We start from the raw sequence: 14,777 nt of genomic DNA, 5'->3' as shown, positions 1-14,777 counted from the left end.
TCATGACCAGCACCGCCATCCTGTTCCTGATCGCCGGCCTTGGCCTGATCACTTGGGTGTTCGCGCGCGCCCGCGCCGGACGCTTCATCCAGCAGGGCGCCGCCAGCGTCCATTCGCTGCCCAGCTATCACGGCTGGTACGCCGCGATGTGGGCGGTGGTCCCCGCCATATTGTTCATGCTGGTGTGGAGCACCGTTGCCCCTGCCCTGGGCAGCTATGCGGTGCTGGAAAGCCCGCTCGCCGCGCAGCTGCCGACCGATGCGTTCGAACGCGCCGCGATCCTGTCCGAAGCGCGCTCGCTCTCGCGCAATCCCGACGTCAAGGTGTTCAACGACGCCGCGCGCGAACTGGCACCGCTCTACGCCGATGCCGACCGCAATTATGCGATGATCGGCGCGCTCGCCGCGTTCCTGCTGTGCTTTGCAGGAGCGGCTTATGCCTTCACCCGCATTCGCCCCGATTTTCGCGCGCGGACCCAGGTGGAACGGACCGTGATGCTGGCGCTGCTGCTCGCATCGCTGATCGCCATTCTGGCGACGCTCGGCATCGTCGCCTCATTGATCTTCGAGACGGTGCGCTTCTTCAACCTCGTCTCGCCGTTCGAATTCCTGTTCGGGCTGCAATGGAACCCGTCGGACAAGGTCGTCGATGGCCAAGCCACCGGCTTCGGTGCGGTGCCATTGTTCTGGGGCACGGTGTTCATCGGCGCGATCATCGCGATGCTGGTGGCGATCCCGCTCGGTCTGATGAGCGCGATCTACCTCACCCAATATGCCAGCGCCAACGTCCGCAAGTGGATGAAGCCGATCCTCGAGATCCTCGCAGGCGTCCCCACCGTCGTGTACGGCTATTTCGCCGCGCTGACCGTGGCGCCTGCGCTGCGCAGCTTCGCCGTGGCGATCGGCATCACCGACGCCTCGTCCGAATCGGCTTTGGCCGCAGGGCTGGTGATGGGCGTGATGATCATCCCGTTCGTCTCATCGATGGCCGATGACAGCATCGCCGCGGTCCCCGGCAGCATGCGCGACGGATCGCTGGCGATGGGTGCAACCAAGAGCGAGACGATCAAGCAGGTGCTGATCCCTGCAGCGCTCCCCGGCGTGGTCGGCGGCGTACTGCTCGCGGTCAGCCGCGCGATCGGCGAGACGATGATCGTGGTGATGGCCGCAGGGCTTGCTGCCAATCTCACCGCCAATCCCTTTGCAAGCGTCACCACCGTCACCACCCAGATCGTGCAGCTGCTGACCGGCGATACCGATTTCAACAGCCCGATGACGCTGGCGGCCTTTGCGCTCGGCCTCACCCTGTTCATCGTGACGCTGTTGCTCAACATCGTCGCGCTCCAGATTGTCAAGAAGTATCGGGAAGCCTATGACTGAGGCCGCCATCATGCCTGCAAACCCGCAAACCCCTGCCACCGGTCGCACCAAGACCGACTGGATGGGTGAGGCCATGCAAAAGCGCATCGCCCGCCGCTATGCGGCCGAACGGCGCTTCAAATGGATGGGTCTAGGCGCGGTCGCCCTGTCGTCGTTGTTCCTCGCCTTCCTGCTGGTGGTGATGGTCGGCAACGGCGCGAAAGGCTTCATCAGCACCGAGGCAACGCTGACCGTCGATCTGCCCGCCGCCACCGGCAGCATCTCGCCCGAGCAGCTCACCCAGCCGCGCCTCGCCGCAACCATGGCCTCGATCGATGTGCGCCGCATCTTCGACAACGCCGTGCAGGCGCAATATGGCGAGGATGGCGCGCGCTTTTTCGCGAGCACTGCATGGACGGCGCTGCGCGACCAGCTGACCGAAAATCCCAATCTGGTGATGAGCAAGACAAAGGTCTGGCTGCCCACCTCCAGCGATATCGACCGCGCCGCCAAGGACAATTCGACGCCCGAAGCAGAGGCCGATTACGCCACGCTGCGCAAGGCGGGCGAAGTGCGCCAGACGTTCAACTGGCGCTTCCTCACGGGCTCTGATGGCACCGATCCGGCGCAGGTCGGCATCTGGGGCGCGCTCAAAGGGTCGCTGATCACGATGGTGGTCACGCTGTTCCTAGCCTTCCCCGTCGGTGTGCTCGCAGCCGTCTATCTGGAAGAATATGCCTCCAAGAACTGGCTGACCGACCTCATCGAGGTATCGATCAACAACCTGGCCGCCGTCCCTTCGATCATCTTCGGCCTGCTGGGTCTGGCGGTGTTCCTGCAGTTCTTCTCGATGCCGCGCTCTGCCGCGATCGTCGGCGGTCTGACGCTCGCGCTGATGACGATGCCGGTGATCGTCATCGCCGCGCGCAACGCCATCAAGGCCGTGCCGCCCTCGATCCGCGAGGCCGCGATGGGCGTGGGTGCCAGCCCGGTGCAGGTCGTGTTCCACCACGTGCTGCCGCTGGCGATCCCCGGCATCATGACCGGCACGATCATCGGCATGGCGCGCGCGCTGGGCGAAACCGCGCCGCTGCTGATGATCGGCATGCGCGCCTTCACCACCACCCCGCCCGATGGTCTGACCGATCCTGCCACGGTGCTGCCGGTGCAGATCTTCCTGTGGTCGGACGAGGTCAACCGCGGCTTTGTCGAAAAGACGTCCGCCGCAATCATCGTCCTGCTCGTCTTCCTGCTCACCATGAATGCGATTGCCGTCTATCTGCGCAACCGCTTTGAAACGCGATGGTAACCCGATCCATGCTCGACAATACCGCCACATCCAGCACCAACCCCAAGATGTCCGCGCGCGACGTCAAGGTCTTCTACGGCGACAAGCAGGCCATCAAGGGTGTCTCGATCGACATCGACATGGACAATGTCGTCGCGTTCATCGGCCCTTCGGGTTGCGGCAAATCGACCTTCCTGCGCACGCTCAACCGGATGAACGACACGATTCCGATCGCGCGGGTGGAAGGCGACATCACGCTCGACGGAGAGAATATCTATTCGAGCAAGATGGACGTCGTCCAGCTGCGCGCGCGCGTCGGCATGGTGTTCCAGAAGCCCAACCCTTTCCCCAAGTCGATCTATGACAATGTCGCCTATGGCGCGCGCATTCACGGCCTTGCCCCCAACAAGGCCGAGCTCGACCAGATCGTCGAGAACTCGCTGGTGCGCGCAGGCCTGTGGAACGAGGTGAAGGACCGGCTTTCGGACAGCGGCACGGCGCTCTCCGGCGGCCAGCAGCAGCGGCTGTGCATCGCCCGCGCCATCGCGGTCGATCCCGAGGTCATCCTGATGGACGAACCGTGCTCGGCGCTCGACCCCATCGCCACGGCGAAAATCGAGGAACTGATCCACGAATTGCGCGGGCGTTATGCGATCGTCATCGTGACGCACAACATGCAGCAGGCCGCGCGTGTTTCACAGAAGACAGCGTTTTTCCACCTGGGAACCATGGTAGAATACGGCGACACCTCCGATATCTTCACCAACCCGCGTGAAGAACGGACCCGCGATTACATCACTGGCCGTTATGGCTGATGCCCTACATGCTTAAGCGTCCGGACAGGCAAATGAGGCGACACTGCCCCTGACCGCCCTCTCCGGCACCGCGATGAACTGGATAATTTGATGAACCACAGCCAGAACGAACACACGCTCAAGGCCTTTGACGGCGACCTTGCCACGCTGCGCGGACTGATCGCCGAAATCGGCGGACGCGCGGAAAAGGCGGTCGAAGGCGCGATGACCGCGCTGACCAACCATGATCTCGATCTGGCGCGTCAGGTGGTCGAAGGCGACAAGCGCATCGATGCGCTGGAAGAGCAGATCGACCGGATGGTAATCCAGACCATCGCGCTGCGTGCCCCGATGGCCGACGATCTGCGCGAACTGGTCGCGGCGCTCAAGATTTCGGGCGTGGTCGAACGCATCGGCGATTATGCCAAGAATATCGCCAAGCGGGTCGCCCTGATCGATCCGGCGCAGCATATCGATGCCGCCCGCCTGTTGCCTGCGATGGCCGATGCGACACGTCAGCTGGTCGATGATGCCTTTACCGCGTTTGCCAGGCGCGACGCCGATCTCGCGGTCGCGGTCTGCGCGCAGGACAAGACGGTCGATGATTTCTACAACAGCATCTTCCGCGCGCTGATCGCGCACATGATTTCGAACCCCGAGCATGTCGGCGCGGGCACGCACCTGCTGTTCATCGCCAAGAATCTCGAGCGCATCGGCGACCACGCCACCAACGTGTCCGAGATGGTCTATTTCGCGGTGACCGGCCAGTCGATGAACGAACGCGAGCGCGGCGATGATGCACTGGCCCCCGGAGCCGATTGATCCGGAATTTTTGTTACAGAAAGCACACACACGATGACGACTCCTCATCTGCTGCTGGTTGAAGACGACATGGCGCTCTCCGAGCTGGTGTCCTGGCACTTCGACAAACAAGGCTTTCGCGTCAGCCACACCCCCGATGGCGAAGAGGCCATGCTGATCGCGCGCGAGGAGCGGCCCGATATCGTGCTGCTCGACTGGATGATCGAAAACCTGTCGGGCATCGAGGTCTGCCGCCGCCTGCGCCGCGACAACGATACCTCGAACATCCCGATCATCATGATGTCGGCACGCGGCGAAGAGGAAGACCGGGTGCGCGGGCTGGATATCGGCGCGGACGATTATGTCACCAAGCCCTTTTCTCCGCGCGAGCTGATTGCGCGCGTCAATGCGGTGCTGCGCCGCGTGCGTCCGGCGCTGGCGGGCGAGGCCTTGAGCTTTGCCGATATCGAGATGGATACCGTGGGCTACAAGGTGAAGCGCGCCGGGCAGACCATTCCGCTCGGCCCCACCGAGTTCCGCCTGCTGCGCCACTTCCTCGAGCATCCCGGCTGGGTGTTCTCGCGCGAGCGCCTGCTCGACAGCGTCTGGGGGCACGACAGCGATATCGAGATTCGCACCGTCGACGTGCACATCCGGCGGCTGCGCAAGGCGCTCAACGCGCATGGCCAGCCCGATATCATCCGCACGGTGCGCTCTGCCGGATATGCGCTGGACAGCGAACTGGCCTGATCGCCGTAACGTCACCCTGGCTTTACGCGAACGTCAATCGCGCCTGAGCCTCTGCGGGCACAGCTTGGTGCTTGCCAAGCGGCGCAACATGGCTAAAACCCGCGCCATTCCGCGCGGATTTGTCGCGCGCCCCGTGTAAACCATGTTCGAGAGGATGCTTGCCATGACCATCAGTTTCAAGGACCGCGTTGCCATTGTCACCGGCGCAGGCGGCGGCCTGGGCCGCGCCTATGCGCTCGATCTCGCCGCGCGCGGCGCCAAGGTCGTCGTCAACGATCTGGGCGGTGCCCGCGACGGCACCGGCACCTCGGATGCGGCCGCGAAGGTGGTCGAAGAGATCAAGGCCGCTGGCGGCGAGGCCATGGCCAATGGCGGGAACGTCACCGAATACGAGCAGATGGTCGAAATGGTCGCCAAGGCCAAGGAAGCCTGGGGCGGCGTGCACGTCCTGATCAACAACGCCGGCATCCTGCGCGACAAGAGCTTTGCCAAGATGGAGCCTTCCGATTTCGATCTGGTGGTGAAGGTTCACCTGCTGGGCTCGGCCAACTGCACCAAGGCGGTGTGGGAAACCATGCGCGAGCAGAACTATGGCCGCATCCTGATGACCGCATCGTCGACCGGCCTCTATGGCAACTTCGGCCAGGCAAATTATGGCGCGGCCAAGCTCGGCCTCGCCGGCCTCACCAAGACGCTGTATCTTGAAGGCGCGAAGAACAACATCAAGGTCAACACGCTGGCGCCGGTCGCCGGCACGCGCATGACCGAAGACATCTTCCCGCCCGAAGCCTTCGCCCAGTTCAAGCCCGAGAACGTCGTTCCCGCCGCCGTCTATCTGGTGTCGGAAGACGCGCCGACCAACATGATCATCGGCGCAGGCGCAGGTGCGTTCCACGCGGCCTATGTCACGATGACCCAGGGCGCGGCGCTTCCCGAGGGCGAGCGCACCGCCGAAGGCGTCGCGCGCATCTTCGACAAGATCACCGACCGCACCGGCGAGACCGTCCCCCAGTCGGGCAGCGAACAGGCGATGACAATCATGCGCCTGCTGCAGGGCTGATCTTCGGGTTCACGGCTGAAAAGCACGAAGGGGTGCGGCGAGCGATCGCCGCACCCCTTTTCCATGGGCCTAATCGCTCCACTCACTGCGCGGGATGCCCAATGCGTGGAGCAGCGCCGTCCAGTCGCCATGCGCGATATGCGCGTCGGCGGCGGCGATGGCTGCGGGCTTGGCGTGATAGGCGATTCCCGCCCCTGCCGCCTTCAGCATCGGGATATCGTTGGCGCCATCGCCCAGCGCGATCACCTGCTCCGGCGCAAGCCCCTGCCGGGCAGACTGGTCCATCAGGATCGCCGCCTTGCGCGCAGCATCGACGATGCCGCCCTCCAGCTCGCCGGTCATATGGCCATGCTCGATCACCAGCCGGTTGGCGAACACCGCGTGGAAGCCCAGCTCCGCGCCGATGACATCGGCAAAGGAATGAAAGCCGCCCGAGACCAGCACGCAATCCGCGCCGCGCTGCGACAGGGTGCGCACCAAAGTCCGCGCGCCGGGCATCGGGCGGATGCGCTGGACCAGGCAATCGGCGATGACATGCTCGCTCAACCCCTTGAGCAGCGCGACGCGTTCACGCAGCGCCGCCTCGAAATCAAGCTCGCCCTGCATCGCGCGTTCGGTGATCTCGGCGACCTGCGGCTTGACGCCGGCATAATCGGCCAGCTCGTCGATGCACTCGTTGGCGATCATCGTGCTGTCCATGTCGGACATCAGCAGGCGGGGTGATCGTACGGCTTCGTCCAGCACCAGCACATCGGCAACGCCACGCAGCGGATCGAGCGCAGCATTGGCGCTGGCAAGATCGCCGGTGAAGCGCAACTCGCCTACCAGCCCGGGTTCGATCCAATGGTTCGCCCCGACCACCAGGCCGGCGTGATGCAATCTGTCGGCGGCAGCGTTTAGCTCTCCCGCTGGGAGGGGCTCTGCTGCTATCAGCGTGGCTATGGGCACAAATACTTCCCCCGATGCAGCCGGACACAGCCGTCCGGCGGTGGCGCTTATTGCCGGACCCACCGCCAGCGGCAAGAGCGGATTGGCGGTCGCCTATGCGCGCTGGCTGGAGCAACGCGGCGAGCGCGCGGTGATCATCAATGCCGACAGCGCGCAGGTCTATGCCGATCTTGCGATCCTGTCGGCCAGACCCAGCGATGTGGAGATGGGCGGGATCGACCACCGGCTGTTCGGCTATATCGATGGCGCCCAGGCCTGCTCCGCCGCACGCTGGGCAGCGGACGCCCGCGCCGAGATCGCAGCGGTGCATGCAGTGGGCGCATTGCCGATCCTTGTGGGGGGTACCGGCCTGTATCTCCAGACGCTGCTGCACGGCATCGCCCCCATTCCCGAAATCGATCCCGCGATCCGCGAGGCCGTCCGCGCGATGCCGGTCGACCAGACCCATGCCGCGCTTGCCCGCGAAGACCCGGCGAGCGCGGCGCGGCTCAACGCGGCGGACACCACGCGCGTCGCCCGTGCGCTCGAGGTCGTGCGCTCCACCGGGCAGCCGATCACGCACTGGCAGGCCCGCAAGGTGGGCGGCATCGGCGACCAGATCACGCTGCGCCCGCTGGTGCTGCAACCGCCGCGCGACTGGCTGCTCGAACGCTGTGACCAGCGATTCGCGCTGATGCTGGAGGCTGGGGCGCTGGCCGAGGTGGAAACGCTGCTGACGCGGCAGCTGTCGCCCGATCTGCCGGTGATGCGCGCCATCGGTGTGCCTGAGGTTGCAAAGCTGCTGCGCGGCGAGATCGGGCACGCCGAGTGTCTCGCACAGGGCCAGCTGGCGACCCGGCAATATGCCAAACGCCAATACACATGGTTCCGCAACCAGCCACCGGAGAGCTGGAAACGGTATACGGAAGCACTTTCGGATAGTGATAACGTAGATTTTGATATTTTGTTTCACAATTAGGTATTGACGCAGCATTTTATGTCTCTTAGAGCGAATGGGTCACGACGTTGCTGCCAGCGTCCTTCGACACGTCACACTTTTCACCAACCCGGCGCGGGTTTCCTGCGCCGGGTTGATTTTCGCTAGTGTCGATCGGCGCAAGACGGTTGGCAGCTTATGGTTTTGCAACGTTGGCCCGTATTGTCTAAGCGGGCCCACGTTTTTTGAAGAAGTAAGGCTTTCATCATGCCCGAATTGAGCGGCGCGCAGATATTGGTTGAAACGCTGGTCGAACAGGGCGTCGAGGTGATCTTCGGCTATCCTGGCGGCGCGGTGCTGCCGATTTACGACGCGATCTTCGGGCACCCTTCGCTGCGCCACATTCTGGTGCGGCACGAGCAGGCGGCAGCGCATGCGGCAGAGGGCTATGCCCGCGCCACCGGAAAGCCCGGCGTCGTGCTGGTCACCTCTGGCCCTGGTGCGACCAATGCGGTCACCGGCATTACCGATGCGCTGATGGATTCGATCCCGATGGTCGTCATCACCGGCCAGGTCGCGACCAACCTCATCGGCACCGATGCCTTTCAGGAAGCCGACACCATCGGCATCACCCGCCACTGCACCAAGCACAATTATCTGGTGAAGGACCCGGCAAAGCTCGCATCGACGGTGCGCGAAGCGTTTCACATCGCGACCCAGGGCCGCCCCGGCCCGGTGCTGATCGACATTCCCAAGGATGTCCAGGTCGCCAGCGCGCCGCATGACACGGACACCCCTGCCCGCCCCAACCTGCGCTATGCGCCGGTCAAGGAAGGCACGGCAGACGATATCGCGACCGCAGCGCGCATGATCGCAGAGGCGACCAGCCCGGTGATCTATTCGGGCGGCGGCGTCATCAATGCAGGGCCCGAGGCGAGCACGCTGCTGCGCGAACTGCAGGGGATGACCGGCGCGCCGGTCACCTCGACGCTGATGGGCCTGGGCGCGTTTCCGTCCGAGCATCCCGACTGGCTGGGCATGCTGGGCATGCACGGCACCTATGAAGCCAACATGACGATGAACCGCGCCGATCTGGTGATCTGCGTCGGTGCGCGCTTCGACGACCGCGTCACCGGACGGCTCGATGCCTTCTCGCCGACGTCGAAGAAGATCCACATCGATATCGACCGGTCGTCGATCAACAAGACGGTGCGGGTGGACCTGGGCATCATCGGCGATTGCGCGACGGTGCTGCGTCAGATCATCGATGCGCTGAACGCGATGGGCCATGCGCCCAACGACCTGTCCGAATGGCAGGCGCGGATCGCCGGCTGGCGGACGCGCGAATGCCTGGCCTATCCGCCCAGCGCTTCCGAAATCATGCCGCAGCTCGCCATCGAACGGCTGTATGCGCTGACCAAGGATCAGAGCCCGATCATCTCGACCGAGGTTGGCCAGCACCAGATGTGGGCGGCGCAGTATTTCCGCTTCGAACAACCCAACAAGTGGCTGACGTCGGGGGGCCTGGGCACCATGGGCTATGGCCTGCCCGCCGCGATTGGCGCGCAACTGGGCAATCCGGGTGCGCTGTGTATCGATATCGCGGGTGAGGCCTCGATCCAGATGAACATCCAGGAGCTGGGCACCGCGACGCAATACCGCCTGCCGGTCAAGATCTTCATCCTCAACAACGAATATATGGGCATGGTGCGCCAGTGGCAGCAGCTGACCTATGAAAGCCGCTATTCGGAAAGCTATTCCGATGCGCTGCCCGATTTCGTCGCGCTGGCAGAGGCCTATGGCTGGAAGGGCATCCGCATTTCCGACCAGGCAGAACTCGACGCGGGCATTCAGGCGATGATCGATCATCCCGGGCCAGTGATGGTCGACTGCCGCGTCGCCAAGCTCGCCAACTGCCTGCCGATGATCCCTTCGGGCGCGGCGCACACCGACATGATCCTGTATGGCGACGAGGTTGCCGGGACCATGGAAGACGAAGCAAAGGCCCTCGTCTGATGCGGTTCTGCCCTCCCCGTGCCGTCCCATTGGCGAAAGCCGATTTGTCCGACCTGCTAGCGCGGCATTCTGCCCCGGGCAGCATCGGCTTTCACCCCTTCTGAAAGATCGCCCCATGCACATCCAGCAACAGGCATCCGAACGGCACGTTCTGACCGTGACCGTTGACAACGAGGCGGGCATCCTCGCCAAGATCGCGGGCATGTTCACCGCGCGCGGCTATAATATCGAAAGCCTGACGGTGGCCGATATCAGCGAGGATCACGCCACCAGCCGCATCACCATCGTCACCGTGAGCCCGCCTGCGGTGATTGACCAGATCATTGCGCAGCTCGACCGCCTGGTCGCCGTCCACCGCGTCGCCGACCTCACCGAGCTGGGACCGCATGTCGAGCGCGAACTGGCATTGGTCAAGGTCGCAGGCGCGGGCGAGCACCGGATCGAGGCGCTGCGCCTGGCAGACATCTTCCGCGCCCGCCCGGTCGATACCAGCACCAGCAGCTTCGTCTTCGAGATTTCCGGATCGGTCGAGAAAATCAACCAGTTCATTGCGCTGATGCGCGAGGTCGGGCTGGTCGAGGTCGCCCGCACTGGCGTTGTTGCCATGACCCGGGGGGCCGAGGCGGGCTAGTATTACCCCTCTCCCTGCAGGGGAGAGGGAGGGCGCGAAGCGCCAGGGAGAGGGGCTGAACGGCCCTCTCCAACCTCCACTAGGCAGCGAGCTGCCAAGTTTCGGTATCCTCTCCCCTGAAGGGAGAGGAGGTAAAGACAGGGAATGACTAGGTTATGCGCGTTTATTATGATTCCGACTGCGACCTGAAGCTGATCGCAGACAAGAAGATCGTCATCGTCGGCTATGGCAGCCAGGGCCATGCCCATGCGCAGAACCTGCGTGACAGCGGCGTCAAGGATGTTGCCATCGCATTGCGTCCCGGCAGCGCCACCGCCGCCAAGGCCGAAGGCGCAGGCTTCAAGGTGCTGAGCAACGCCGATGCCGCCGCCTGGGCCGATATCGTCATGATCCTGGCACCCGACGAGCATCAGGCCGCGATCTATGCCGATGACTATCACGCCAACATGAAGCCCGGCGCGGCGCTGGCGTTCGCGCACGGCCTCAACATCCATTTCGGCCTGATCGAAGCCCGCGAAGACCTCGACGTCATCATGATCGCGCCCAAGGGCCCCGGCCACACTGTGCGCAGCGAATATGTGCGCGGCGGCGGCGTGCCCTGCCTGATCGCGGTGGAACGCGACGTTTCGGGCAACGCGCATGACATCGCGCTCGCTTATGCATCGGGCGTCGGCGGCGGCCGCAGCGGCATCATCGAAACCAACTTCCGCGAAGAGTGCGAAACCGATCTGTTCGGCGAGCAGGCGGTGCTGTGCGGCGGCCTGACCCACCTGATCCAGGCCGGTTTCGAAACGCTGACCGAAGCAGGCTATGCGCCCGAAATGGCATATTTCGAATGCCTGCACGAAGTGAAGCTGATCGTCGACCTGATGTATGAAGGCGGCATCGCCAACATGCGCTATTCGATCAGCAACACCGCCGAATATGGCGACATCACCACCGGTCCGCGCATCATCACCGCGGAGACCAAGGCCGAAATGAAGCGCGTGCTGGAGGACATCCAGCAGGGCCGCTTCGTCAAGAACTTCGTTCTCGACAACCGCGCAGGCCAGCCCGAACTGAAGGCCGCGCGCAAGCTGGCGGCCGCCCACCCGATCGAAAAGACCGGCGCGCAGCTGCGTGCAATGATGCCGTGGATCGGCGCCAACAAGCTGGTCGACAAAGCCAAGAACTGAGCCGTTCTTGACCACGCCCTTTTTCGAGGACCATGCCGCGCAACTCGAATCCCTGAAAAGGGGTTCGAGATTGCGTGCGCTTGGGCCCCGCGAGGGCAAGGATTTTGCCTCGAACGATTATCTGGGACTGGCTGGATCCACCCTGCTGCATGATGCCTTGCGCGAGGGCATGGCGCTGGGCCTGCCCGCAGGCTCGGGCGGATCGCGGCTGTTGCGTGGCAACCATGCAGCGCACGAGGCGCTGGAGGCCGAAGCCGCAGCGCATTTCGGCAGCGAGGCCGCGCTGTTCTTCGCGACCGGCTTTGCCGCCAATGCCGCGCTGTTCGCCACGCTGCCGCAGCGCGGCGATCTGGTGGTACATGACGCGCTGATCCACGCGAGCGCGCACGACGGCATGAAGCTGGGGCGCGCCGAATGTCGGCCCGCTGCCCATAACGACCCGCAGGCCTTTGACGATGCGATCATCGCCTGGCGGCTGGCGGGCGGCACCGGGCGCGTCTGGATCGCAGTCGAGAGCCTCTACAGCATGGACGGCGACCGCGCGCCGCTCGGCGATCTGGCCGATGTCGCTGCGCGGCACGATGCCGTGCTGGTGGTCGACGAGGCGCACGCCACCGGCGTATTCGGTCCTGCTGGCGCCGGCCTGGCCCATGCGCTGGCCGGCCAGCCGAACGTCATCACGCTGCACACCTGCGGCAAGGCGCTGGGTTGCGAAGGCGCGCTGATCTGCGCGCCCCGCGTGATCATCGATTTTCTGGTCAACCGCGCCCGCCCGTTCATCTTTTCCACCGCGCCCTCGCCACTGGTCGCGCACATGACCCGCCGCGCGATTACCTTGGTCGCAGCGCATGACGACTGGCGCGAAGACCTGTTCGCACGGGTGGCCCAGGCGCGCGATCTTCTCGCTCCCCGGCTGGGCGCTGCGCCATCGGATACACAGATCCTGCCTGTCATCATCGGCGAGGATGGCCGCACGATGCGAATTGCCGCCGCGCTGCAGCGCCAGGGTTTCGACATTCGCGGCATCCGCCCGCCGACGGTACCGCAGGGCACGGCACGCCTCAGAATTTCGATTACCCGCAACGTGACAAAGGGTGATATCGGCGCGCTCTCCGAATCACTCGACAGGATCATGATCCCCGCATGAAACCGCGTTTTGTTGTGACAGGTACCGACACCGATATCGGCAAGTCGGTGTTCAGTGCCGCCCTCGTTCAGGCGTTGAAGGCCCGCTATTGGAAACCGGTGCAATCCGGGCTGGAGGGCGGGACCGACACCGCCTTCATCGAACGCATGGTGCCGGAATCGACGCTGCCCGAAGCCTGGCGTCTGGTGACGCCCGCCTCGCCGCACCTCGCCTCCGAGATCGACGGCGTGGAAATCGATACCGATGCCTTGAACCCGCCTACCATCGATGCACCTCTGGTCATCGAAGGCGCAGGCGGCGCGCTGGTGCCGGTGACGCGCACGGTGTTGTATGCCGATATCTTCGCGCGCTGGCAGATCCCGGTGATCGTCTGCGCGCGCACGGCGCTCGGCACGATCAACCACAGCCTGATGACGATAGAGGCATTGCGCGCCCGCCAGGTGCCGATCCACGGCATTGCCTTTATCGGCGATGCCATGCCCGACAGCGAGGCGACCATCCCGGCAATCTCGGGCGTGCGCCGCCTGGGCCGGCTGGACATGCTGCCCGAACTGACGCCCGAGACCCTGCGTGCCGGTTTTGCCGCCGGGTTCGATATCGCCGATTTCGCATGACCCCCTCCCCCGTCTGGCACCCCTTCACCCAGCATGGTCTGGGCGAGGAAATACCGCTGATCGAACGCGGGCAAGGTGCGGTGCTGCACAGCGCCGATGGCCGCCAATGGATCGATGCGATCTCCAGCTGGTGGGTGACGACGCACGGCCATGCGCACCCGCGCATCATGGCCGCGATCGCTGCGCAGAGCGCGAAGCTCGACCAGATCATCTTTGCCGGCTGGACGCACGCGCCCGCCGAAACGCTGGCGAGCGGGCTGATCGACATCACGCCCGAGCCGCTGACCCGCGTGTTCTTCAGCGATTCCGGCTCCACGGCGGTCGAGGTCGCGCTGAAGATGGCGCTGGGTTACTGGCACAACCGAAAGCAACCGCGCCAGGGCATCATCGTGATGGAACACAGCTATCACGGCGACACCATCGGCGCGATGTCGGTAGGCGCGCGCGGCGTGTTCAACCGCCCCTATGCGCCGTTGCTGTTCGATGTGACCGCCGTCCCCTTCCCGGCTGAAGGGGCCGAACAGGCGACGTTCGATGCGCTCGAGGCGGCGTGCAAGGCAGGCGCAGCAGCGTTCATCGGCGAGCCTTTGGTGCTGGGCGCGGGCGGCATGCTGATGTATCCGGCGCATGTGCTGGCGCAGATGGCGGCGATCTGCGCGGCCCATGATGTGCTGTTCATCGCTGACGAGGTGATGACCGGCTGGGGCCGCACCGGCACGATGCTGGCGTGCGAGCAGGCGGGCGTGATCCCAGATATCCTGTGCCTGTCCAAGGGCCTGACCGGTGGGTCGGTGCCATTGGCGGTGACATTGGCGCGCGAGGAAATCTTCATGGCGCACTGGTCGCAGGACCGCGCCGACTGCTTCTTCCATTCGAGCAGCTACACCGCCAACCCCATCGCCTGCGCCGCAGCGGTCGAGAATCTGGCGATCTGGCGCGACGAGCCGGTGCAGCAGCGGATCGATGATCTGGCGGCGATGCAGACACGCGCGCTGGCAGATATCGCGGGCCACCCTCAGGTTGCCGGCACGCGTCAATGCGGCACGATCGCCGCGTTCGACCTGCACTCCGATGCCAGCGGTTACCTGTCTAACTGGGCCGTGCATCTGGGTGCATTCGGCAAGGCAAATGGCGTACTCATCCGTCCATTGGGCAACACGGTCTATGTCATGCCGCCCTATTGCATCACCGCCGAGCAGCTGGACCGGATCTATGCCGTGGTCCGTGCCGGTCTGGATGGCAGAACGTAAACGCTGTGTTGCGCGGATGAACGATTGAC

14 protein-coding genes are annotated in these 14,777 nt (G+C 64.4%); 13 read left to right on the top strand and 1 reads right to left on the bottom strand.

The window, feature by feature from the left end:
* Positions 1 to 2: 2 nt before the first annotated feature.
* The 6 genes from pstC to D618_RS0102220 all read left to right on the top strand — a co-directional run bounded on the left by pstC (position 3) and on the right by D618_RS0102220 (position 6,051).
* The gene (pstC, locus tag D618_RS0102245) at positions 3 to 1,379 is read left to right on the top strand and encodes a phosphate ABC transporter permease subunit PstC (RefSeq protein ID WP_017669857.1); all 1,377 of its coding nucleotides are present in this window, start codon (positions 3 to 5) and stop codon (positions 1,377 to 1,379) included.
* A complete protein-coding gene (pstA, locus tag D618_RS0102240; RefSeq protein ID WP_017669856.1) occupies positions 1,372 to 2,667 on the top strand; it encodes a phosphate ABC transporter permease PstA in 1,296 nt (431 codons plus the stop codon). The genes pstC and pstA overlap by 8 nt, the downstream gene beginning before the upstream one ends.
* Positions 2,661 to 3,461, top strand: coding sequence for a phosphate ABC transporter ATP-binding protein PstB (gene pstB / locus D618_RS0102235; protein ID WP_275450219.1), 801 nt, complete (start codon positions 2,661 to 2,663; stop codon positions 3,459 to 3,461). The genes pstA and pstB overlap by 7 nt, the downstream gene beginning before the upstream one ends.
* Positions 3,462 to 3,551: 90 nt before the next feature.
* Positions 3,552 to 4,262 (top strand): phosphate signaling complex protein PhoU, encoded by a 711-nt coding sequence (gene phoU / locus D618_RS0102230; protein WP_017669854.1) that lies wholly within the window; start codon positions 3,552 to 3,554, stop codon positions 4,260 to 4,262.
* A 33-nt stretch (positions 4,263 to 4,295) separates the two neighbouring features.
* Positions 4,296 to 4,991: a phosphate regulon transcriptional regulator PhoB gene (gene phoB, locus D618_RS0102225; RefSeq protein WP_017669853.1), complete on the top strand. Its 696-nt coding sequence runs from the start codon at positions 4,296 to 4,298 to the stop codon at positions 4,989 to 4,991.
* Between the two features lie 163 nt (positions 4,992 to 5,154).
* Positions 5,155 to 6,051 (top strand): SDR family oxidoreductase, encoded by an 897-nt coding sequence (locus tag D618_RS0102220; RefSeq protein ID WP_026091194.1) that lies wholly within the window; start codon positions 5,155 to 5,157, stop codon positions 6,049 to 6,051.
* A 69-nt stretch (positions 6,052 to 6,120) separates the two neighbouring features.
* On the opposite strand, the gene serB is transcribed toward D618_RS0102220, so the two are convergent.
* Entirely contained in the window at positions 6,121 to 6,912 is a 792-nt protein-coding gene (serB, locus tag D618_RS0102215) for a phosphoserine phosphatase SerB (RefSeq protein WP_017669851.1), read from the bottom strand.
* Between the two features lie 79 nt (positions 6,913 to 6,991).
* On the opposite strand from serB, the gene miaA reads away from it, so the two are divergent.
* From miaA to D618_RS0102180, 7 genes are all read left to right on the top strand, one after another.
* A complete protein-coding gene (gene miaA / locus D618_RS0102210) occupies positions 6,992 to 7,957 on the top strand; it encodes a tRNA (adenosine(37)-N6)-dimethylallyltransferase MiaA (protein ID WP_026091192.1) in 966 nt (321 codons plus the stop codon).
* Positions 7,958 to 8,182: 225 nt separating this feature from the next.
* Complete coding sequence (gene ilvB / locus D618_RS0102205) at positions 8,183 to 9,931, top strand: biosynthetic-type acetolactate synthase large subunit (RefSeq protein WP_017669849.1); 1,749 nt, start codon at positions 8,183 to 8,185, stop codon at positions 9,929 to 9,931.
* Between the two features lie 115 nt (positions 9,932 to 10,046).
* Entirely contained in the window at positions 10,047 to 10,562 is a 516-nt protein-coding gene (ilvN, locus tag D618_RS0102200) for an acetolactate synthase small subunit (protein ID WP_017669848.1), read from the top strand.
* A gap of 155 nt (positions 10,563 to 10,717) precedes the next feature.
* Positions 10,718 to 11,737: a ketol-acid reductoisomerase gene (gene ilvC / locus D618_RS0102195; protein WP_017669847.1), complete on the top strand. Its 1,020-nt coding sequence runs from the start codon at positions 10,718 to 10,720 to the stop codon at positions 11,735 to 11,737.
* A 7-nt stretch (positions 11,738 to 11,744) separates the two neighbouring features.
* A complete protein-coding gene (locus tag D618_RS0102190) occupies positions 11,745 to 12,884 on the top strand; it encodes an 8-amino-7-oxononanoate synthase (RefSeq protein WP_026091191.1) in 1,140 nt (379 codons plus the stop codon).
* Complete coding sequence (gene bioD / locus D618_RS0102185; RefSeq protein ID WP_017669845.1) at positions 12,881 to 13,498, top strand: dethiobiotin synthase; 618 nt, start codon at positions 12,881 to 12,883, stop codon at positions 13,496 to 13,498. Before D618_RS0102190 ends, bioD begins: the two co-directional genes overlap by 4 nt.
* Entirely contained in the window at positions 13,495 to 14,748 is a 1,254-nt protein-coding gene (locus tag D618_RS0102180; RefSeq protein WP_017669844.1) for an adenosylmethionine--8-amino-7-oxononanoate transaminase, read from the top strand. Before bioD ends, D618_RS0102180 begins: the two co-directional genes overlap by 4 nt.
* The last annotated feature ends 29 nt before the right edge of the window (positions 14,749 to 14,777 follow it).

This window comes from Blastomonas sp. AAP53 (assembly GCF_000331245.1).
In the GTDB taxonomy this organism is placed as follows: domain Bacteria; phylum Pseudomonadota; class Alphaproteobacteria; order Sphingomonadales; family Sphingomonadaceae; genus Blastomonas.
The sequence above is the reverse complement of the archived record's forward strand: the minus strand, read 5'-3'. Positions and strand labels throughout refer to the sequence as shown.

Coding starts and splice junctions, on each gene's coding strand:
- pstC (WP_017669857.1), top strand. CDS start 3: ATGACCAGCACCGCCATCCTGTTCCTGATCGCCGGCCTTGGCCTGATC.
- pstA (WP_017669856.1), top strand. CDS start 1,372: ATGACTGAGGCCGCCATCATGCCTGCAAACCCGCAAACCCCTGCCACC.
- pstB (WP_275450219.1), top strand. CDS start 2,661: ATGGTAACCCGATCCATGCTCGACAATACCGCCACATCCAGCACCAAC.
- phoU (WP_017669854.1), top strand. CDS start 3,552: ATGAACCACAGCCAGAACGAACACACGCTCAAGGCCTTTGACGGCGAC.
- phoB (WP_017669853.1), top strand. CDS start 4,296: ATGACGACTCCTCATCTGCTGCTGGTTGAAGACGACATGGCGCTCTCC.
- D618_RS0102220 (WP_026091194.1), top strand. CDS start 5,155: ATGACCATCAGTTTCAAGGACCGCGTTGCCATTGTCACCGGCGCAGGC.
- miaA (WP_026091192.1), top strand. CDS start 6,992: ATGGGCACAAATACTTCCCCCGATGCAGCCGGACACAGCCGTCCGGCG.
- ilvB (WP_017669849.1), top strand. CDS start 8,183: ATGCCCGAATTGAGCGGCGCGCAGATATTGGTTGAAACGCTGGTCGAA.
- ilvN (WP_017669848.1), top strand. CDS start 10,047: ATGCACATCCAGCAACAGGCATCCGAACGGCACGTTCTGACCGTGACC.
- ilvC (WP_017669847.1), top strand. CDS start 10,718: ATGCGCGTTTATTATGATTCCGACTGCGACCTGAAGCTGATCGCAGAC.
- bioD (WP_017669845.1), top strand. CDS start 12,881: ATGAAACCGCGTTTTGTTGTGACAGGTACCGACACCGATATCGGCAAG.
- D618_RS0102180 (WP_017669844.1), top strand. CDS start 13,495: ATGACCCCCTCCCCCGTCTGGCACCCCTTCACCCAGCATGGTCTGGGC.